The organism is Maribellus sp. YY47, assembly GCF_023111095.1.
GTDB lineage: Bacteria > Bacteroidota > Bacteroidia > Bacteroidales > Prolixibacteraceae > Draconibacterium.
Map to the genome: position 1 here is coordinate 117370 of NZ_JALGYW010000012.1, position 22274 is coordinate 139643.

Consider the following 22274-nt stretch of genomic DNA (forward strand, 5'->3'; position numbering starts at 1 on the left):
TGCTAAGCTCATTAAAACTAAAGGATTATGAAACTACCATCATCGATCAAGAACTGGATTTCAATAGCGGGGGCTTTGCTGGCTGTTTTCAACCTGGCTTCCATCCTTTCCTTAATGATCCTGAATTATTTCTTCGGATTTGGGGGCTCTTACATTGGGCTGTTTATATACATTGTCCTCCCGGGATTTATGATCACCGGGCTAATTATGATCCCAATCGGGATGCGTATTTACAAACGAAGAGCAAGAAAAGCCGAGAAAGAAGGGAAACAGGTAAACTGGCCCATTATCGACTTTAACAACATTGCCACCCGAAATGCGTCCATCATATTTATTGTGGGGACTGTTTTCCTGCTTATTATTTCTTCCATTGGAAGTTACGAAGCATTTCACTTAACCGAGTCGGTTGAATTTTGCGGAAAACTGTGTCACCAGGTAATGGAACCGGAATACACCACGTATCACGGCTCGTCGCACGAAAGAGTAGCCTGTGTAGAATGCCACGTTGGTTCGGGAGCCAGCTGGTACGTGAAAAGTAAGCTTTCGGGCTTGTACCAGGTATATTCGGTGATGGCCAAAAAATATCCGCAGCCAATTCCAACACCTATTGCCAACTTACGTCCTGCACAGGAAACCTGCGAACAATGTCACTGGCCCGAAAAATTTTATGACCGGAAACTGCGAATGAAACATTCGTTTCTTACCGACGAAGAGAATACCGAAGAAATCATTCACCTTCAGGTAAAAACAAGTACCCGTGAAACAGCCAATGGACTTGAAAAAGGAATTCACCAGCATATCAGTCCCGACGTAAAAATTGAATACAAAGCAGTGGACGAGAAAAGGCAAGTCATTCCGTGGGTGAAATATACCAATACAAAAACCGGAGAAGTAAAGATTTACACCGACAGCGATAACTACTTGTCAGAAGCCCAGCTGGATTCACTGGAAACCAGGACAATGGATTGTCTGGATTGCCACAACCGTCCGTCGCACAATTACAATGCTCCTCAGAATTTCATCGACAAATCGATGGCCGAAGGGAAAATATCCACAGAACTTCCGGCCATTAAAATGGCTGCGATGCTGGCTTTGTACCAGGACTATCCAACCAAAGACAGCGCTTTCTTCGCCATAAAAACTCAGGTTAACGAGTGGTTCGATTCGAGCTACCCGGAAATAGCAGAATCTAAAAAAGAAGAAATTGCGAAGGCGATTCAGGAAATTCAGAATGGCTATGCCAACAACATATTTCCGTATATGAAAGCCAGTTGGAAAGAATACCCCAACAACATTGGCCATATGGAATCAGACGGATGCTACCGTTGTCACAACAATCGTCATACGGCCGACAGCGGCGAAGTTATTTCAAAGGATTGTAACCTGTGTCATAATATTGTTGCTCAAGGCACTGCCGATACGTTGACTTATGCCAATTCGCAAAATCCGTTGACATTTGAACATCCCGTTGATATTGGTGATGTTTGGCAGGAAGAACTTTGCTCCTCTTGTCATTCTGCACTATATTAGTAATGAATATAAATAAGCTAAAACAGCCATTCATAAAACCAAATGGCATGTGATTTGAAATATTGAGTTAATCATTTAAATAGTAATGTTATGGTAAAAAAATTATTGTTATTGATGGGACTGGCCCTTTTTATCAGTTCTGTTTCATTTGCTCAGACGTACAAATACATCGGCGCCGCAAAGTGCAAGATGTGTCACAACAAACCTGAGAAAGGCGAACAATTCAACCAATGGGCAGCAAGTAAGCACGCCAACGCCATGAAATCGCTGAAAGGTGACGAAGCTAATGATCCAACCTGTTTGAAATGTCATTCAACCGCAGGAAGCGTAGACAAATCGTTATTAGCAGGTCTTACCGTTCAGGATGGTGTTTCTTGCGAATCGTGCCATGGCCCAGGTAGCATGTATAAAACGGCTGCCATAATGAAAAACAAAGAGATGGCGCTTTCCAAAGGTATGACCGAGCCTAACGAAGCTACCTGCAAGGCTTGTCATCTTGGTGAAAAACCAGCAGGTCACGTGGCAGCTAAAAAACCTTGGAATTACGCTGAATTTGTAAAAGTTATTGCTCACGACGATCCAACAACCAAATAAAGGTTTGTTTTAACTTTATTCTTGAAAATTCCTTTGTTTTCCGGAACAAAGGAATTTTTTTAATACCTGCTCACCAAACCAATTGTAGAATGAAATGGCTTGAATAAAATGCTTTTAACTATATTCAGCTCCTCTAATAAATCCAAAATATTATCATGAAAAAGTTTCTTTCATTTATCTTTTCAATGTTTTTTACCGGAATACTTCTGGTCATTTTTGCTATCGGCATAGCTTATGCTACGTTTATTGAAAACGACTACGGAACAATAACCGCAAAAATACTCATCTACAATTCCACCTGGTTTGAAATCCTGCTGACAATTCTCAGTATAAACCTGATTGGCAGCGTTTTTAAATACAAATTGGTGAGCCGAAAAAAATGGACTGTGCTACTTTTTCATCTTTCATTTATTGTTATTCTGATCGGGGCAGCCATTACCCGTTACTATGGTTTTGAAGGTTCGATGCACATCCGCGAAGGAGAATCATCCGACTTTATTGTTTCAGAAGCCAACTATGTAACCATTAAGGCAACATCGGGCAATGAAACAGTTGAGACCGAGAAAGAAATTAAATTTTCACCCTATACCGCTAATGCATTTTCGGAAAACATCGAAATCGGAGGACAAACCATTCATGTTAAAAATGAGATTTTTATGCCTTCTGCCGCTGAGAATCTGGTGGTAGATCCCAACGGTCAGCCCATTGTTTCCCTGATCGCAATTTATAACGGATCCCGCACTGATTTTAGCTTGCACCAAGGCGATGTAAAATACTTTGGCCCGACTGCCATCGGTTTTGAAGCAAACTCAAAAGTCGACCTTCAACTTAAAATGGTAGACGGAAACATGCTTTTGACTTCATCCGATTCGTTGCTGGCCTCCGAAATGAGTGCAACATCACCTGAGCTTATTCCTGCCGACTCAGCGATAGCCATCAATAACCAAAAGGTATACACGTTCAAAGACCTGAATTTTGCAATGAAACAGTTTTTACAAAAAGGAAAAACGCAATTGGTTTATCAGCAGGCACAACGTGGAATGCCCACAAAAGACGCGATGAAAGTAACCATCACTTCGGGACAAGAAAGCAAAGAACTTGTGGTATACGGACAAAACGGAACGGTGGGAGACTTTTATACAACACAGATCAACGGAACTGAAGTATCCATTTCATACGGATCAAAGATCATTCAACTCCCCTTCTCTATTTATTTGAAAGATTTTCAATTGGAACGTTATCCCGGATCCAACAGTCCGTCATCGTACGCCAGTGAAGTCGTACTGAAAGACGGAAGCTTTGAAATGCCCTACCGCATTTTCATGAACAATATTCTGAAACACAAAGGATTCCGCTTTTTCCAGTCGTCGTACGATACCGATGAAGAAGGTACCATCCTTTCGGTAAACAGCGATAAAGCCGGAACATCGGTAACTTATTTCGGATACCTGATTATGGCCATTGGCATGCTGCTTACCCTTTTCAACAAAAACAGCCGCTTTAAAAGCCTGTTAAAAGCCTCGGCAAAACTCAGAGCCGAGCGCAAAAAATTGATGGTTACATTGATTGTCGGAATGCTACTTTCTGTCTCAGCGCATTCTCAAACGGCTACTACCAACATGAACAAAGACCATGTGAAAGCCTTTGACGAATTGTTGGTGCAAAGCCGCAAAGGACGTGTAGAACCGGTTTCGACCATTGCCTCTGAAATTTTAAGGAAAGTAGCCAAGAAAACCAGTTGGGAAGGATTGACGCCAACTGAAGTTTTTCTGGATATGCAGGCCAATCCCGAAAAATGGAAAAACATTCCAATCATTAAAGTAGCCAATCCTGAGCTTCGGAAAATGCTGGGTGAACAAGGTAAATATGCCAGCTTTAATTCCATCGTGGCTCCCCGCGAAATGGGCGGCTACAAACTGAACACGATGGTTCAGGAAGCTTATGCGAAAAAGAGCAATCAACGAAACAAACTCGACAAGGAAGTAATGAACGTTGATGAACGCGTAAACATTCTGATGCGTGTTTTTAACCAGGATTTTCTGAATGTTTTCCCGATTCCCGGCGACGACAACCACAAATGGGTATCGGTAAACGAAACTAGCGAAATGACCGCCGAACAAGCTGCATTTGCCAAACAGACCATCGATAGCTACTTCGGTTCGGTTGTTAGTAACGATTGGGCAACGGCCAGCCAGCTGCTCAGCAATCTGAAAACCTACCAGGAAAAGTACGGGGCCAAAATTTCTCCGTCGTCAACCAAGGTTAAACTGGAAGTGCTGTACAACAAGCTCAACATATTTGGAAAGCTGTCAAAGATATTCATGTTTACGGGTCTTATCCTTCTGGTTTTACAGCTGATTACCCTGTTTAATCCGAAGATTCAGATCAAATGGCTGAAAAACCTGGCCTTGATTTTCATTTTCATATTATTTGTGGCAGAATCGGCCGGTCTTGGCATTCGCTGGTACATTTCGGAACATGCCCCCTGGAGCAACGGTTACGAATCGATGGTGTTTATTAGTTGGGCAACTTGTTTGGGCGGACTTATTTTTGCCAAACGATCAGAGATCACGCTTTCGCTGACTTCGGTTCTGGCTGGTTTAACGCTGATGGTAGCCGGAATGAGCTGGATGAGTCCGGAGATTACGAACCTGGTTCCCGTGTTGCAATCATACTGGCTGATCGTTCATGTGGCCATTATCACTGCCAGCTACGGATTTCTGGGCATCAGCGCACTACTCGGGTTCCTTAACCTGATCCTGATGATCTTTAAGAATAAAAACAATGCACAACGCATCAATCTTACCATTCGTGAACTGGTTAATATCATTCAGATTGCCCTCATCATTGGTGTTCTGATGCTGACGGTAGGTTCGTTTTTGGGAGGTGTTTGGGCCAACGAAAGCTGGGGCCGTTACTGGGGTTGGGATCCCAAAGAAACCTGGGCGCTGGTAACCGTAATCGTTTACACGTTTATAACACACATGCACCGTATTCCGGGTATGAGAGGTAATTTTGCGATGAGTACTGCCGCTGTGCTTGGCATCAGCTCAGTTTTGATGACTTATTTTGGTGTGAACTACTATTTGTCAGGACTGCATTCGTATGCACAAGGCGAACCCGCCCCTATTCCATCGGGAGTCTACATTGCAATTGTAGTGGTTGTCATCGTGGTAGTTGCGGCCTATATGGCGGAAAAAGCAAAGCCGACACCTGCTGAAGAGCTGGAAGAATAAAATATAGGATTTCATATAAGGAAGACCACTCTGATCTTGTATTGGGGTGGTCTTATTTTTTTATCAGTTTTCCCGAATAAACCGTTTCGTTGTCGTGCCGTACTTCCAGGATATAAAATCCTGAAGTCAACCGGGAAACATCCATCGTTAAGCGGCTTGTGATTTGAGTTTGGTGAACAACTCTTCCAGCCAAATCATACAACACACAAGAAGCCACATCCTGAAAACCGGTTTCGATGTTCAAAAAATCAGAAACAGGATTTGGATAAACGCGCACAGTTGAAGTCTCAATATCATTCGTTCCGGTAGGCCAATCGGTGGAAAAATAATAGGCAGTCAATCCGGCATCGGTCCATGCATTATTTTGTAGAATCGACTTTTCAATGCGTTCACATACAATACTGTCGATTACTACCATCGGCACAAAAGCATCCAGAAAATCGGCATGCAGCACCTCATCGATCGTATAAAAATGATTCGTCAGATAAAGCGCCTTTCTTTTGTCCAACCACTGCCCGTTCCAATCCTGACTAACCACCGTTTGAAGCTCTCCTCCACTTACAGTATGATCGTAAACCAACCTGGTATCCTCCAACCATCCATCAGAATCGTATTCCCAATTATAGTATGTTTCACTTTTCAATTGACCATTTTCATCGTAACTATTTTCCTGCTTACGATCTTCAACAAACTGTCCTTCCTGCCAGCCTTTCACAAACTCGGTGATGATTACCAACCGGTTGGAATCGTTGTAATCGTAGGTGAGGTAATATTTCCGGGTTGAAATACCGTCGTAATCTTCATAATCGTAACCGGTTTCCTGAACCACATTTCCTAGAGTATCACGCGTATATTCAATGTAAAAATAGGTGGCCCACCTATCGTCGAAAGGATCACGTTTCTGTGAATAAACATGGGTAAGCTGCCCGATAGAATCATAGGTGTACTTTGTCCGGTCCAGTTCTTCCCATGTTTCAATCTCATCAATCTTTTGGCGTCTTTGAGTATACCGAAGAAGCTCGTTTTCATAAATGTATTGCGTTTGAATATATCGCTTGTAATTTCCAACTACATATTCCTGGTATTCGGTCGAATCCAATCGTCCGTTCGTTCCAAAAAAATAGTAGTTCGCCTGCTCGGTCTTCCAACGCCAGTTTTCGGTATTCCAACTGTAATAACGAAGTATCATTTCACTCCCGTCAGCGTTAGCGTCGAAACGCATTTTTTCGGTATTTTCTACTGTTTGTGTTTCATCCTGCCAGTCTGATACCACAATACTATCCAGCTTTAAATATTCCGACGCGCTTTTTAGAAATGTTTTGGGAGACACCGTCAAATTATTAAGCAATCCGGTAAGCTCTTGCGGTCTTTCCAAGCGTAAAAAATCACGTTGCAATTGATTTTTACCCGGGAAAGTATCGATTTCCAAAACATGCGAATGCTCGGGAACAGGAAGTGTTCTGACCGAATCAAGCTGCGCCCGGCCTTCAAATGCCAAGCCCAAAACAAGTAAAAAAAAGATATATCGAAACTTCATATTCTTCCAAATCAAATTGAATTCAAATATAGCTATTTGCCATTCTATTTCTTTACTTATGAAAGGACCGAATTTTCTCTTCAAGCCTATATGGTTCATTGATAATCAAATTGTCAGGAATAATCAAGTATATGTTTCTCTGCACACCGGCCACGACATATCTAATTATCTATATTCTTTATTATATTTGCAGCACAATTGATCTCCGAGCCTTTGCGCCTAAAACAAAGTCATGGCGTCTGGGCCGATGGGATGTCCCGGAAACAGGTCATCCTCCCGCATTCCCCGGAATTGGGAATAAATTGGAAAGGAGACGAGTCTTTTACACATCTGCTGTTGTGTAACTCTTTGCTTTCCACAATATTTTTAAGTTAATTTGGTAAAAAGGAGCGAATGATCATTTCCTCTGTCGATAATAAAATTGCATTGCCCAACCTGCTGCTGATTGCAGGCAACGGACGTAACGTAGGAAAAACCTTTCTTACCTGCAGTATTATCAACCAGCTTTCGAAGCAAACAACCGTGTGTGGACTAAAAATTACGCCACATTTTCACTTGCACAACAAGGAAGATATTCTTTTCAAAAACAACGATATTGTTATTCTTGAAGAAAAACATCACACGCAAAAAGACAGTTCACTGATGCTTCAGGCCGGCGCCCAACGTGTTCTTTTTGTAATGACAAAAAAGGATGCACTGGGTGAATCGCTGACACACCTTTTACCTTTTTTACCCGACGACGCCATTGTTTGTGAATCGGGCGGATTACATAAATACGTGAAACCGGGACTTTTTCTCTTTGTGAATTTGGAAGACAGGGAAATTCAAAAGAAGCATTTATTGGACTACAAACCGGTTTTCGTTCACAACACGGGAAAAAATTTTGATCTCGATATAAACAGAATAGAATTTTCAGACCACGAGTTTAAGCTAAAACATGAATAAGTTTGACGAAATACTATCAACAATAAAACAACTTCCAAAAGTATTCGAGACCGAAGAAATTGCTTTGGAAGATGCTTACAACAGGGTGTTGCGCGAAGATGTGCGGGCAGATATGAATATGCCGCCCTTTCACAAATCGGCAATGGATGGCTATGCCTGTCATATCGATGATATTGCTAATGAACTGGAAGTACTGGAAGTAATCCAGGCAGGAATGATGCCAACCCAACAAGTAGGTCGTAATCAATGCTCAAAAATTATGACAGGCGCTGCTGTTCCCGATGGTTGCGATTGTGTTTTTAAAGTGGAAGATTCGGAAGCAATCAATGAAAAAACGGTTCGCTGCATCAATCCACGAACAGCCCGAAACATTTGTTACATTGGGGAAAACTACCGCCAGGGAGACATTTTGATAAAAGAAGGAACAATGGTAAGTGTTCCGCAAATGGCGGTGTTGGCCGGGGCAGGATATGCAAAAGTAAAAGTTTCGGTGCGCCCGAAAATAACAGTGATTGCTACAGGTAGCGAACTGGTGAAACCTGAAGAAAAGCCACAACCGGGTCAGATCAGAAACAGCAATTCGAGCCAGGTGATCACACAACTTCGAAAAATGAACCTCGAAGTGGTGCAGAACCTCCAGCTGAAAGACGATTATGAACTACTAACGCAAACGTTCAACGAAGCACTGGGAAACTCTGACATCGTAATATTTACAGGTGGTGCTTCAGTGGGCGATTTCGATTTTATTCCTGAAATTTTAAAGGAACAGGGATTCAAAATATTTTGGGACCGCACAGGCTTTAAACCTGGCAATCCGATGACCTTCTCGCAAAAGGGAAATAAATTTGTTATCGGACTATCCGGAAACCCGGTCTCATCACTGGTGCAGTTCGAATTACTGGCGAAACCAGCTATTTACCAACTGATGGGAGCCAACTACGCTCCTACCCGAATTCTGGCGAAACTGAATTTTGATTTCCAACGAAAAAAAGCAGACCGGCTGGCCATTGTACCTGTTTTTTTCAATGAAGAAGGTTTGATTGAAGAAATACCTTTTCACGGCTCGGCACATATCAATGCACTTATTTCGGCTACAGCCTTAATGGAAATACCGTTGGGAACAAACACGATTAATAAAGGCGAAACTGTTTATGTTAGACCGCTTTAACCGACATATCACATACCTGCGCATCTCAGTGACCGATCGCTGTAACTTTCGCTGCGAGTACTGCATGCCGGCTGAAGGTGTTCCGTGGAAACCGCACGAAGAAATTCTGAGTTTCCGGGAAATTGCCGACATTGTAAAAGTTGGAACCCGGTTGGGCATTAAAAAAATCCGCTTAACCGGCGGTGAACCACTGGTTCGCAAAGATTTGCCGGAGCTGGTAAAAATGCTCGCTGAAATTCCTGAGATCGACGAAATCGGTATGACAACCAATGGTGTTCTTCTACCAAAATATGCCCGGCAATTAAAAGAAGCCGGACTGACCCGCGTCAACATTAGTCTGGATACATTAGATCCTGAAAAATTCAAAAAAATAACCCGCCTGGGAAACCTCGATGACGTTTTGAAAGGAATTGATGCAGCTTTGGAAGCCGGGCTTTTACCGGTTAAAATAAACTTTGTCCGTATTCCGGGAGAAAATGAACAGGATGAACAGGCCGTCAGGGAATTTTGCAAAAACAGAAACCTGAAGTTGCGCTTTATCCGGCAAATGGACCTGCGCACCGGCGAATTTTATGCAGTAGATGGCGGTGATGGTGGAGTCTGCAACATTTGCAACCGTTTGCGGCTTACCGCTGATGGTTTTATCGTTCCCTGCCTGCATTCCGATCTACGTTACAACACACGCGAACTGGGAATCGAAGAAGCTTACCAAAAGGCGGTTCAGTTTAAACCGGAAAAAGGGGTAAGTAGTTCCACTCACGATTTTTCAAATATTGGAGGATAAAATATGAGCCAATTATCACATATCAACGACGAAGGTAAAGCCAACATGGTGGATGTCGGACACAAACCATTGCAAGTTCGCACGGCCCGCGCATCGGGTTTTATTCAGCTTCAACCCGAAACCATAAAACTCATACGGGAAAACCTGATCAAAAAAGGCGATGTACTGACAATTGCAGAAATTGCAGGAATTCAGGCGGCCAAGGAAACTTCACGCTTGATTCCGCTTTGTCACGCGCTGCAACTCACCAAAGTGGAAGTAAAAACCCGCGTTACAGAAAAGGGCGTTGAAGTAAAAAGCCTGACTCGCTGCATCGGACAAACCGGAGTGGAAATGGAAGCCTTAACCGCTGTTAATGTTGCCCTCCTCACTATTTACGATATGTGTAAGGCTGTCGACAAACAAATGGTTTTGAGCGGCATTAAACTTGAATCCAAGGAAAAAGAAGATCTATAACCTTCCGAAAACAAATGTGTTACTGAATTAAAAAACCAAAATGGACCAAAAATTTTGCACCATAAAATCATTGAATATCTCGGAACAAAAGGGAACAATTAAAACGCCCCGAAAAGAGATTCTATTAACGTCTGAAGGAATTGAAGGAGATGCCCACGCAGGAAAATGGCACCGCCAGGTGAGCCTCTTGGCTGCAGAAAGTATCGAGCGTTTTGAAAGTGAACTGGGCCGCAAAATTGAATTTGGGGAGTTTGCCGAGAACATTACCACTTTTGGTTTTGAGGTGCATAAAACCTTACCCTTCGACCGGTTTGTGTCCGGAGATGTTGTTCTTGAAGTGACACAAATAGGCAAAAAGTGCCACGGTACCAACTGCGAAATCTTTCAGCTTACCGGAAATTGTGTGATGCCCACCGAAGGTATTTTTTGCAGGGTAATTCAACCCGGGAAATTGAAGGAAAATGACACATTGAAGTATGTTCCCAAAACATTTCGGATAAAAGTAATTACCCTCAGCGACCGTGCCTATGAAGGAATTTATAAAGACAAAAGCGGTCCGCTTATCGAGAAACTGACCAGGGATTGGTTTACCGGCAAAGGCTATTGGTGTGAAACCGACAGAACGGTAATACCCGATGAACCAGACCGGCTAGAAAGCGAGTTACAGACTGCACTGGAACAAGGTTTTGACATTATTTATACCACCGGAAGTACCGGAATTGGCCCACGGGATATTGCTCCCAAAGTTTTTTCTTCTTTTATCGATCTGGAGATTCCCGGTATTATGGATATGATCCGCCTGAAATACGGGGCAGAAAAACCCAGTGCGTTGCTCAGCCGGTCGATCGCAGGAGTAAAAAACAAAACACTTGTTTTCTCGCTGCCGGGTAGCACAAAAGCAGTAAACGAATATTTAAGTGAAATTCACAAAATTCTGATGCATTCCTTCCTGATGCTGCATTCGATCGACAGTCATTAACTGGGATCTTTATTTCAGCGAAAAGAAATCGTTTAGAATTTGTGCGTGGTCAAAAGCCAAAGCCGGAAGTTCGCTGATTAAAAACCAGTCGGCACGGCTGGCATCGTCGCTGCCGGTAACAGGCTTTTTTTCATCAAGCTGCACCGAATGTACCACTGAAATAGTACGATGACGAGGATCGCGGTCGATGGAATCGTATGCACGAAATTGTTGCATGGCTTCCACTTTCAAACCGGTTTCCTCTTGCAATTCCCGAATGCAGGCCTGTTCCAGGGTTTCGTCCATATCAATAAAACCACCCGGCAAAGCCCACTTATTTGCAAAGGGTTCTCTGCCCCGCTCAATTAAAAGTACCCAGGTAACGTTGTTTTCCCTTACAAACACAATGGCATCTACCGTCAAGGCGGCACGAGGATAGGAATATGAATACATTTCAGTATAAGTTTTGAATGGAAGGTAAGCTGTAATCAATCATTTTTCCGGCCGGTTTTCCAATACCTTAAAATCAGAAACACGACGGCTACAAAAATCGCCAGGTAAATTAAGAATTCAATCCGTTCCATTTTGTTTGATGATCTTTTTCATGACACGCATTTTGTGCGTATACCGTTTCGTATCGATGTTGAAGATACCAAATTGATCGACATTATCAATACGAACCTGCCCCGAAGCATGAATTATTTTATTTCGTTTCCAGATAATTCCAACATGAACAATGTTACCTTCGTCATCATCAAAAAACGCCAGATCGCCCGGTTCAGCTTCGTCAACAAAGCTCATGGCAGTTCCAATTTTCACCTGCTGACTGGCATCACGTGGAAGTTGAATACCAATCATTTTGTAAATGATCTGAGTTAATCCGCTGCAATCAACTCCAAAAGGCGTTCTTCCTCCCCACAAATACGGAGCATTGAAATATTTTAGCGCTTGCTGGATGACAATTTCTCTAGGATCTTTTACATCTCCGTAAAGTACCTCTCCGGTTGCCAGGTAAGTATCTCGCGTTACCGAAAACTGCTTCAGGTAAGGCCTCCAAACCGGCAGCGTGCTTCCGGCAACTAACATCAGGTTTTGTTCATCACTCACCGGGACAATGGTAATAATATCCGAAGTTATGGCCGATGCGCTGTTCTCAATTTTGTTCAATGTACGAACCGTGATCGGTGTTATCATTTTGCTATCCACCCATCCGTCATAACCGTCATAAGCCAATTTTACATTGGTCCAACCCACCATTTGCTCCCTCATTTCAAAGTGTTCGCCAAAAAGGATCTGTGTCACCATTTCACTCTTTTCTGAAGGCTCCCTTCTCACAGGGATAATGCTTAAATTGGAAATACCGTGGGTCATCAGCGTTCTATAATTTCAGTTTTTTACACAAAGGCGGGAATCACACCTGTTTCAGCACAAAACTATTAAAAAATGGGCACCGCTTGTGATGAAATCATGTATTTTTCATACTAAATTTGATGCCAGCGCAACACTGTCTGAACAATTATTATAAATTGAACTACTTTTACCGTGAACCATCGTTATGAATAAATTTTACCAAAGACTTAAAAATTATACAAAAGTTATTCTGCAGGTATTAATGTTTGTACTTACTGCAGTCGCTCTTTATTTTATCCTGCCCGGAGAACCGAAATTCAAATACGAATACCAGAAAGGTTTTCCGTGGAAACATGAAAACCTGGTGGCTCCGTTTGATTTTGCGATTTTAAAAACCGACAAAGAACTGGAGGATGAAAAACAGGAGCAGCTAAAAAATGTAATTCCCTATTTTGTTTGTGATACTTCTGTCGCCCGTGATAACATACAGCGTTTAAAAGACGACTTCTACTTAACAAAAGACACGTTAACACTTCGGCAAAAGCAAATCATCACAAATCTTTGCAATGAACTCGACAGAATTTACAGTGCAGGAGTTTTGCAGTTTTCTCTTGATTCGTATAACGAAATAGCGGGAAAACCAGCCATACGCAAACGGATCGGGCCTAATGTAACCCGCACCGACACAGCTTCTTTGTTCTCCGAAAAATCAGCCTACAATACCATCATACGGTTTAAACGACAACTGGCGACCGGAAATAGCACCTTGCGCTGGTTAAACAGTCATCCGTTCGAGCGATACATCAGCGCCAACCTGAGTTACGATGCAGAAACAACCCAAAAGGAGATTGATGAAGTAACGCAGAATATTTCGCTTACACGCGGCATGGTTCGCCTGGGAGAACGAATTATCCTGGAAGGCGAAGTAGTGGACAGCAATAAATTCCAGTTACTTGAATCGCTAAAAGCCAGCTACGAAAAAGAACGGGGCAAAAATGTTAATTACTACATGGTTTCTATCGGGAAAAGCCTGTTGATTGTATCGCTCCTGGCCTTGATTTTTGTCTTCCTGCTTATTTACCGGCGCGACATTATCGAGCACATGAATAAATTGCTGTTCCTTCTGATGATGATCACAGCAATGGTGTTAATTGCCAATGTCATTGGTTCGTTACCGACCCTACACATTTACATGGTGCCTTTTGCGATTCTGCCCATTGTTGTCCGTACCTTTTTTGATTCGCGAACCGCAATTTTTACGCTCGTTATTTCAACGCTGCTTATCGGATTTTACGCACCCAACAATTACGAATTCATTCTACTACAGGTTTCTGCAGGAATTGTTGCAGTATTCAGCTTAAATAAAATGCACCGGCGTGTGCACCTGGCATTGGCCGCATTGTGGGTTTTTCTTACTTACACCACGGTCTTTACCGCCTTAAACCTGATTCACGAGGGCACTTTTGTATTGTTTAATTACTCAATTACCCAGTGGTTTGCCATCAGCAGTGTACTGATCATGCTGGTATATATCCTGATCTATATTTTTGAAAAAGTTTTTGGATTTGTTTCCGATGTTACACTGATTGAACTCTCTGACAGTAACCAGCCTTTGCTGCGAAAACTGTCGGAAGAAGCGCCCGGAACTTTTCAGCATTCGATGCAAATTGCCAACCTGGCCGAAGAAGTGATTTTAAAAATTGGCGGTAATCCTTTCCTGGTAAGAGCCGGCGCCCTGTATCACGACATAGGGAAAATTGCCAAACCAACTTATTTTATTGAAAACCAGGCCATGGGAATGAATCCCCACGATCAGTTGGATCATCTGAAAAGTGCGGAGGTAATTATCGATCATGTTCACAACGGAGTTAAAATGGCTCAAAAACATAAATTACCCGCACCCATTGTTGAATTTATTGCCACTCACCACGGAACAACCAAAGCCAAATACTTTTACCTGAAACACAAAGAAGACCATCCGGAGGAAAATGTGGATGAAAAGAAATTTATTTACCCGGGGCCGCTTCCCCGGTCAAAAGAAGCAGCGGTTGTAATGCTGGTTGACGGTATTGAAGCCGCTTCGCGCAGCATGAAGGAAAAAACACACGCCAACCTAAAAGAATTGATTGATCGTATGATCGACCAAAAAATTGAAGACAAACAACTGGATAATTCCAACCTCACCTTTCGCGATATTACCACAGTAAAAGAAGTTCTGCTTCAAAAGCTTTTGAACATTTACCATGTAAGAATTGAATATCCGGAAGAAAAAAAAGAGCAAAACCAGGTAGGGAATCAACAGTAACCAGCGGTATTAATACAATAAAATGAACCGAAGTTGCCAATTGTTGGTTTTAAGACTAAACAAGCAATATTGGGATGTAAACAAGCAGAGCATGAGTACTTTAAACAACAAATACAGGAACAGAAATAAAATCACATTCCTTGCGGCTTTAGTATTAACCATTTTATTTGGCTGTAACGAAGGAGAAGTGCCCGATCCGGGTTCATCGATTCCTGAGCACACCTTAAATGTCAACAAGTTTATCTTCGACGTTATGTCTGATGTATACCTTTGGTACGATGAACTTCCTGACATCGATTACACCAAGGAAGATGATTCAAAAAAATACTTCAGCAAGCTCTTGTATGAAGATGATAAGTGGTCGTACATAACGGATGACGTTGAGGCCCTGGAAAACAGCTTCCAGGGAATCGAAACTTCATTTGGCTGGTCGCTGGCTTTTGGTATCTTTTCCAACACAGGAAATCTTTTTGCGATTGTAGAATATGTTTATCCCAATACTCCTGCTGCCAATGCCGGATTAAAACGCGGAGACATTATTGCGCTTCTTAACGATGGCGATATTACCCTAAGTAACTACACCGACCTTGTTTATGCCGAAAGCATTAAAGTTACCTTAGGAATATTAAGCAATGATGGAATTTCGCCGGGAAGCAGCGTGAGTATGACCGCTCTTGAATTACAATTAAACCCGGTACTAAAAACAGCAGTTGTTGAAGAAAGCGGGCATAAGATCGGATACCTGTTTTATGCCCAATATATCGCAGAGTACAACGATGCTATTGACACGGCGCTTCAGGGCTTATTAGAGCAAAATATCACTGATCTGGTGCTCGACCTTCGCTACAATCCGGGAGGAACGGTATCGGCAGCACAACACCTGTGCAGTTCACTGGCCCCCATCGAGTATGTGAACAACAACGACAAACTGGTGACCTTTCAATGGAACGACAAATACCAGGATTACTTTGAATACAAACAATTTACAAGCCAAATACAAGTAAATTTCGTCGACTCCGTTCCGGTAAAACTCGACCTGGATAATATCCACATCCTGACCGGCTACAAAACCGCTTCTGCTTCGGAGTTAACCATTACCGGATTAAATGCCTACATACCGGTTACAATTGTGGGAGATACCACCTATGGAAAATACACCGCCTCGATTACACTAAAACCGGAAGATTATTACGAAAAAGAAAGCTATTATTCCGAGTTTAACAACTGGGGCCTCCAACCCATTGTGTTGCGCTATGCCAACGCCCTGGGCGTTACTGATTTCAAAGATGGTTTTATTCCCGATATTCTCGTTGACGACGATCTGCTTAACGCTTACCCGCTGGGAGACAAAAACGACCCGTTGTTTAAGGCAGCTATCGAAGATATTACCGGTACGACTATCGTGGCAAGCAAGAGTGCAAAAAAGACAGATATCCCATACAAATTGTTTGACAGAGCCTTTTCGAAATACGACAAGAACAAGCGCAACCTATTGATGGACAACGACAATACAAAACTTATTAAGGATCAATTCAAATAATCTTTTGATCATAACAAAAATCAAAAAACAAACAAAAACAGAACCATTTGCATACCAGCAACTTAATTGCGATGGCGATCTGAACGTTTTGCCAAAAAGCAGTAAAAATTTGTGCAAATGATGATTACCTAATATTTGAATTTTGATTTTATCTCATTCTATGGTATCTTCCACCGCGTTTAACCATAAAGGTTATTAAATCATTGAATTACTATCCTGATTAAGCAAATTACTTGTACAAATATGCCCAGTGAGCGAACGAATAACTTAACCGGCTTGATAAGAGAAAACAGACAATTGATGGATTTTGCAGAATCCGTCACTCAAATGGTTTTGATCCTGAACCGGCAACACGAAATTTTATACGCCAACGAAAGCTATCTTCGGTTTATCGGTGTGCTCAACCTCCCTCCTGATGTTATATTTAAAAAACCCGGGAATGCATTTAATTGTACGAATGCCGTTCAGGCTTATGAGGGATGTGGAACTTCGGAATTTTGCAAATCGTGCGGTGCTCTTAATGCCATCCTTTTTTCGAAAAGAGGGATAAAAGCAACCGAAGAATGCAAAATAATGACCATCGAAAATGATGCGATTGATCTTAGGGTAACGGCAAGTCCGTTTCAACTCGATGGAGAAGAGCTGATCATTTTTTCGATCACAGATATCAGTAATGAAAAACGACGCGAATCGCTGGAACGAGTCTTTATTCACGACCTGCTGAACAGCGCCGGTGGTATTTCCGGGTTATCCGCCATTCTGAAGGAAATGGACGACCTGACCGATATCAAAGACATTGCTGACACCATACAGTGGGCTGCCAACAACCTGATTGAGGAAATTCAAATGCAGCGGGAAATTGTTTCCGCTGAAAAAGGAGATTTGGTACCGCAACATAGTACCGTCGATACACTCGAAGTTTTACAGGAACTAAAAAAATTATACAAAAACCACCAGACTAATCGTGGAAAACCGATACTGCTTGATCCTGATTCGGAAAAGCTTACGTTGGTTACCGATAAAGTTTTGCTGAAACGCATATTGGGAAATATGATTAAAAACGCGCTGGAGGTGAATGTGCCCAACGATTGTATCTCTTTAAAGTGTGTAAAACACCACGATAAAATTCAGTTTTCAATACACAACTGCAGTTGTATCCCCCGTGACATTCAGGCACAGTTATTTAAACGCTTTTACTCGACCAAAGGAGGTGGACGCGGTATAGGAACCTACAGTATGAAACTTTTTGGGGAAAAATACCTGAAAGGAAAAGTAGGATACAACAGCACGCCCGAAAAAGGGACTACATTCTTTTTTGAAATTTAACGGGAAGTATTCGTCTCCCGGTTTAAATTTCCGGATCAATCTCATTCAACAATAACGACTTCAGAGAAGTAAAAATAAAAAGGGCCTGATTCATTGATCAAGCCCTTCGTAATTTATCAGAATCTAAATGTGAGTCCAACTCCAAACGATTCCATAAACTGTAGCCGCGGACTTGCAATTCCGGTATCCGGGTCTTTTATCTTGGTATCGTTATCGTAAATCAAATGCGTGATCAGGTTGGCTGACAAATAATCATTCACTTTCATATTAATCTGAACTTTCCAGTCAAGATCCACATTCTTCGTTTCTTTCAGGTAATTCGAGAATAAATCGAGCGAAGTGTTCAAGGTCACATTTTTCATGATATCACGCTTGTATTCAAATTTTGCGGTAGCACCGAGTTCCGCCCGAAAGTTTTTGTTCTCTTCCACCCCAAAAGCCCCCTGAGCCGATAGCGAATCGTCCAAAACAAAAGTAAACTTACCTGATACAGGAGCCAACAACACCGAAAGATGATCGTTCTTGTAATCCATACCAATACCGGTCTTCAGGTAGGCCGGCGCCATAAATTTTGAAATTACCTCAACCGGAATATTATTATTGTCGTATTTATACCCCTTGGCAAATTGAGATTTAAAATTTACAAGACCCGAATAATTCCAGTTTCCCCCGGCATTAAATCCTAATTTAGAACTAACGTCGATGATATCATCCGATTTTCTGACTTTAACATCTTTCTCTTTCAAAAAACCGTAACGAAAATCAAAAGTATTGTCCCAACTCAAATTGTCTTTTTTATAATTGGCCGCATAGTTTATCATGCCAATGGCCGACATCGAACTTTTTCCCCCGGCAGCCCAGTTACTCAACGAAACCTGCGAAAAATTCAAAGTGGTACTTCCGCTGGTTGTCCACAGCGAATCTTTTTTCTCCTGGGCGAACGAAAAAAACGGAACCAGTAATAAAATGGAAAGTAGTTGTTTCATGTGTTTTCTGTTTAAATGGTGTATTACCTTAAATATAAGGAATAACAAACAAACATAATGTATTATTGTTTGTCGAAAAATATAAAGGCTCTTCCCTTCCGTTATCGAAATGAATAGATTATACTTACCCGAATTATTTATCCAACCATAAAAACGGGGTGATTATTTTTGTGGTTTATCCCGCTTAACTCGCTTGATCCAATTGGAACGTGCCAGTTTCTGAAGATCCTCCACTTTATCCGATTCATCCACGATTTCAAGCCCAAAAAGCGTTTCAATAACGTCTTCCATGGTCACGAGCCCCACTATGGTTCCAAACTCGTCGGCTACCATAACCAGGTGTTGCCGCTCCAGAATCAGCGTATCAAGCAAACGTGCCACCGACCAGTTGTCTTGTACAAATATGACATCACGCCTGATATCAGCCAGTCTCATGGCATGTTTGTCTTCAGCAAGGTTTTCCAGGATCACATCTTTCAGCACCATTCCGGTAATGTTGTCGGGCGTTTCGTGGTAAACCGGGATCCTGGAGAATTGAAACGGATTGTGTTCCACATAAATATCTCCCAGGTTTCGATCCTCATCAAGGCTTAACACAACGGTTCGCGGGGTCATGATCTGCTTTATTTTGAGGTTTTCAAGCTGTAGCAAGTTCAGAATAATCGACTTTTCCTCCTGGTCAATAGCTCCGCTTTTCAAACCAGCATCGGCCATCGCCGCCACATCGGCGCGGCTAAACACACTTTTTGTCCCTTTCCTTTTCAGCGAACGGGTGAGCAGATTACTGAGCCATATAAAAGGCGCCAGTATAAACACCAAAATCCGCAGTGTTTGAACGGTAAAACCGGTGAGTTGCTTCCAGTAAGTAGCTCCGATGGTCTTCGGGATGATTTCGGAAAGCACAAGAATGGCCAGTGTCATAACGCCGGCAATCAACGACTCGTAGGTAAGGTCAAAAAGATAGAGATCCATTTTATGGGCGCCAAAAATTTTCCCTGCTTCGATTCCTACTCCGATCGCACCCACGGTGTGCGCAATCGTATTGAGTGTTAAAATAGCCGAAAGCGGACGATCAATATCGTCTTTAAAGTGTGCCAGAATGTTTCCCAAAACCGGCTTCTCATTTTGCATCCGGCTTATATACGAAGGCGTTACACTCAACAGTACCGCCTCACAAATACTACATAAAAACGAAACCAGAATTGAAACAACAAAAAAGAAAATCAGAGTTCCCATGTCAATTTATAGATGTGAATAACGAAATTAAGCATTTCGCGATTTCCGCAAAAGAAAAGCGATTTAATCGCACATAAAAAAGCATAGAATGACATATTTTTCAAACAAAGCATCGCTCAAAATTGTAATGAAGAATAAATTTTTATGACTAAAAAAAACAGTACAGCGTATTTTAATGGGATAAATTGTATTTTTCATTTAGAGAGATCGCAACGTTCAAAAAATAAATAGAACAACAAATAGTACAAGCATATGAAACAAACATTCTTAATTATTTTACTGGCAATTATGACGCAAATCGGCTTTGCACAAAACGATCCTTACCTTTGGCTGGAAGACGTGGATGCTCAGAAATCACTGGACTGGGTCGGGAAATGGAACGACAAAACACTAAAAGTTCTCATGAGTCAGCCCGGCTACCAGGAGATGTATGAGAAAGACCTTGAGATTTACAATTCGACCGACCGGATTGCAAACCCGTCGATTATCGGGAACCTTGTTTACAATTTCTGGCAGGATGAAGAACATCCGCGTGGCATATGGAGAAGAACGGCCCTGCAAAGCTACCTGGGCGGTGATCCACATTGGGAAACGGTAATCGATATCGATGCCCTTTCAGAAAAAGATGGTGAAAAATATGTTTTCAAAGGTGCTACCGGTCTGTATCCCGATTACAACCGTTTTTTGATTAACCTTTCGAAAGGCGGTGGCGATGCAGTGGTTATTCGCGAATTCGATGCCATTAACAAAGTATTTCTTCAAAACGGATTTTACATTCCGGAAGCAAAAGGCGGCGCCAGCTGGATCGATCTAAACACCCTGATGGTAGCCACTGATTTTGGCGATGGAGTAACCACATCGGGATATCCGCGGCAGGTGAAAATATGGCAGCGTGACACCGACCTTAAAAACGCTCAACTTATTTTTGACGGGAAGGAAGACGATATGGGCATTTGGGGATATACTTCTCCGACCAAAGACAAAACCTACCAGATTATTACGCAACGAACCTCGTTTTACTCCGGTTATTATTATTTCATCGAAAACGGAGAGTTAATCAAACTCGATTTACCGGAAGACATCGAATTAAGCGGGATATTTAATAAACAGGTGTTGCTGAGCCTCAAATCGGATTGGAACATTGGTGACAACTCGTTCAAACAAGGCGATTTGGTAAGTATTCCTTATGCCGATCTTATCGCAGGCGGCACCGGGTACCAGTTGATTGTTCGCCCCGACGAACGCTCCAGCATTACAGAAACAAGCGCGACAAAAAATGTGCTGCTTGTAAATATGCTCAATAATGTAAAAAGCGAACTCTATAAATACACCTACAACGGAACCTGGAAGAAAGAGAAGATCAATGCCCCCGAATACGGTAATATTTCATTGGGATCAACCGACGATGAAAGCGATACTTTCTTTTTCTACTTCGAGAATTTCCTGGCGCCTTCTACTCTTTACAAAGGCGACGCTTCAACTGGAAAATTTACCGAGGTAAAGGCCCTGAAATCGTGGTTCCCCACCGAAAAGTACCAGGTTCAGCAATTTGAAGTGGCTTCGAAAGACGGGACCATGATTCCCTATTTTGTGGTTAGCAGCAAAGAGATGAAACTCTCGGGGAAAAATCCTACACTGATCAGCGCCTACGGAGGTTTTGAAGTTCCGCGACTCCCGAATTACAGCGCCATTACAGGAATATCGTGGCTCGAAAAAGGCGGCGTTTACGTACTGGCCAACATTCGCGGGGGTGGCGAATTCGGCCCCAAATGGCACCAGGCCGGTCTCAAGGAAAACCGTCAGCGAATTTACGACGACTATTTTGCCGTAGCCGAAGATTTAATTGCGCGAAAAATCACCAATCCGAAAAAACTTGGAATCAGCGGCGGAAGTAACGGTGGCTTGCTCGTGGGTGTAGGTTTCACCCAACGGCCCGATTTATACAATGCGGTGGTTTGTGCCGTCCCGCTGCTCGATATGAAACGTTACAACAAATTACTGGCGGGTGCCAGCTGGATGGCTGAGTATGGAAATCCTGATATTCCGGAGGAATGGGAATACATTAAAAAATATTCGCCGTACCAAAATGTGAAAGAAGGCATGGACTATCCCGAAGTGTTCTTTTACACCTCGACCCGCGACGACAGGGTTCACCCGGGACATGCCCGTAAAATGGTGGCTAAAATGAGTGAAATGGGTTACAAAGTGTACTATTTCGAAAACACGGAAGGAGGACATGCAGGAGCTTCAACTAACGAACAACGTGCGCAAATGGCTGCTCTTCAGTACAGCTACCTGCAAATGAAACTTATGCGTTAAGAAA

General features: G+C 42.5%; 17 protein-coding genes and 1 riboswitch. Of the genes, 12 read left to right on the plus strand and 5 right to left on the minus strand.

Annotation, left to right across the window (positions count from 1 at the left end):
• Nucleotides 1-27 precede the first annotated feature (27 nt).
• The 3 genes from MR764_RS11600 (at nt 28) to ccsA (ending at nt 5360) form a co-directional block, all read left to right on the plus strand.
• Nucleotides 28-1530 carry a NapC/NirT family cytochrome c gene (locus MR764_RS11600; RefSeq protein ID WP_247979584.1) on the plus strand — a complete coding sequence of 501 codons (1503 nt, stop codon included), beginning with the start codon at nt 28-30 and terminating at the stop codon, nt 1528-1530.
• A 90-nt stretch (nt 1531-1620) separates the two neighbouring features.
• On the plus strand, nt 1621-2124 hold the full coding sequence (locus MR764_RS11605; RefSeq protein ID WP_247979585.1) for a cytochrome c family protein: 504 nt from the start codon (nt 1621-1623) through the stop codon (nt 2122-2124).
• A 155-nt stretch (nt 2125-2279) separates the two neighbouring features.
• Entirely contained in the window at nt 2280-5360 is a 3081-nt protein-coding gene (gene ccsA, locus MR764_RS11610; RefSeq protein ID WP_247979586.1) for a cytochrome c biogenesis protein CcsA, read from the plus strand.
• A gap of 52 nt (nt 5361-5412) precedes the next feature.
• Here the strand turns inward: ccsA and MR764_RS11615 are convergent, their stop codons facing one another.
• Nucleotides 5413-6897, minus strand: coding sequence for a T9SS type A sorting domain-containing protein (locus MR764_RS11615; RefSeq protein WP_247979587.1), 1485 nt, complete (start codon nt 6895-6897; stop codon nt 5413-5415).
• 191 nt (nt 6898-7088) lie between these two features.
• Nucleotides 7089-7226, plus strand: a riboswitch (molybdenum cofactor riboswitch).
• Between the two features lie 64 nt (nt 7227-7290).
• On the opposite strand from MR764_RS11615, the gene MR764_RS11620 reads away from it, so the two are divergent.
• From MR764_RS11620 to MR764_RS11640, 5 genes are read left to right on the plus strand one after another with little or no spacing between them, the layout of a single operon-like run.
• The gene (locus MR764_RS11620; RefSeq protein WP_247979588.1) at nt 7291-7842 is read left to right on the plus strand and encodes a hypothetical protein; all 552 of its coding nucleotides are present in this window, start codon (nt 7291-7293) and stop codon (nt 7840-7842) included.
• Complete coding sequence (locus MR764_RS11625; protein WP_247979589.1) at nt 7835-9010, plus strand: molybdopterin molybdotransferase MoeA; 1176 nt, start codon at nt 7835-7837, stop codon at nt 9008-9010. Before MR764_RS11620 ends, MR764_RS11625 begins: the two co-directional genes overlap by 8 nt.
• The gene (gene moaA, locus MR764_RS11630) at nt 8994-9794 is read left to right on the plus strand and encodes a GTP 3',8-cyclase MoaA (protein WP_247979590.1); all 801 of its coding nucleotides are present in this window, start codon (nt 8994-8996) and stop codon (nt 9792-9794) included. Before MR764_RS11625 ends, moaA begins: the two co-directional genes overlap by 17 nt.
• A 3-nt stretch (nt 9795-9797) precedes the next feature.
• On the plus strand, nt 9798-10250 hold the full coding sequence (gene moaC / locus MR764_RS11635) for a cyclic pyranopterin monophosphate synthase MoaC (protein WP_247979591.1): 453 nt from the start codon (nt 9798-9800) through the stop codon (nt 10248-10250).
• 40 nt (nt 10251-10290) lie between these two features.
• The gene (locus MR764_RS11640; protein ID WP_247979592.1) at nt 10291-11229 is read left to right on the plus strand and encodes an MOSC domain-containing protein; all 939 of its coding nucleotides are present in this window, start codon (nt 10291-10293) and stop codon (nt 11227-11229) included.
• A gap of 9 nt (nt 11230-11238) precedes the next feature.
• On the opposite strand, the gene MR764_RS11645 is transcribed toward MR764_RS11640, so the two are convergent.
• Complete coding sequence (locus tag MR764_RS11645; RefSeq protein ID WP_247979593.1) at nt 11239-11661, minus strand: NUDIX hydrolase; 423 nt, start codon at nt 11659-11661, stop codon at nt 11239-11241.
• Nucleotides 11662-11778: 117 nt separating this feature from the next.
• A complete protein-coding gene (locus MR764_RS11650) occupies nt 11779-12579 on the minus strand; it encodes a C40 family peptidase (protein ID WP_282189212.1) in 801 nt (266 codons plus the stop codon).
• Nucleotides 12580-12763: 184 nt separating this feature from the next.
• On the opposite strand from MR764_RS11650, the gene MR764_RS11655 reads away from it, so the two are divergent.
• From MR764_RS11655 to MR764_RS11665, 3 genes are all read left to right on the plus strand, one after another.
• Nucleotides 12764-14863, plus strand: coding sequence for an HDIG domain-containing metalloprotein (locus MR764_RS11655; protein ID WP_247979595.1), 2100 nt, complete (start codon nt 12764-12766; stop codon nt 14861-14863).
• Between the two features lie 91 nt (nt 14864-14954).
• Complete coding sequence (locus tag MR764_RS11660; protein ID WP_247979596.1) at nt 14955-16403, plus strand: S41 family peptidase; 1449 nt, start codon at nt 14955-14957, stop codon at nt 16401-16403.
• 300 nt (nt 16404-16703) lie between these two features.
• Nucleotides 16704-17729, plus strand: coding sequence for a HAMP domain-containing sensor histidine kinase (locus tag MR764_RS11665; RefSeq protein ID WP_247979597.1), 1026 nt, complete (start codon nt 16704-16706; stop codon nt 17727-17729).
• 116 nt (nt 17730-17845) lie between these two features.
• Here MR764_RS11665 and MR764_RS11670 read toward each other — a convergent pair whose 3' ends face one another.
• Complete coding sequence (locus MR764_RS11670; RefSeq protein ID WP_247979598.1) at nt 17846-18715, minus strand: DUF3078 domain-containing protein; 870 nt, start codon at nt 18713-18715, stop codon at nt 17846-17848.
• A 162-nt stretch (nt 18716-18877) separates the two neighbouring features.
• Entirely contained in the window at nt 18878-19951 is a 1074-nt protein-coding gene (locus MR764_RS11675) for a hemolysin family protein (RefSeq protein WP_247979599.1), read from the minus strand.
• 252 nt (nt 19952-20203) lie between these two features.
• Here MR764_RS11675 and MR764_RS11680 point away from each other — a divergent pair, with 252 nt between their 5' ends.
• Nucleotides 20204-22270, plus strand: a complete 2067-nt coding sequence (locus MR764_RS11680; RefSeq protein WP_247979600.1) for a prolyl oligopeptidase family serine peptidase — start codon at nt 20204-20206, stop codon at nt 22268-22270.
• Nucleotides 22271-22274 lie beyond the last annotated feature (4 nt).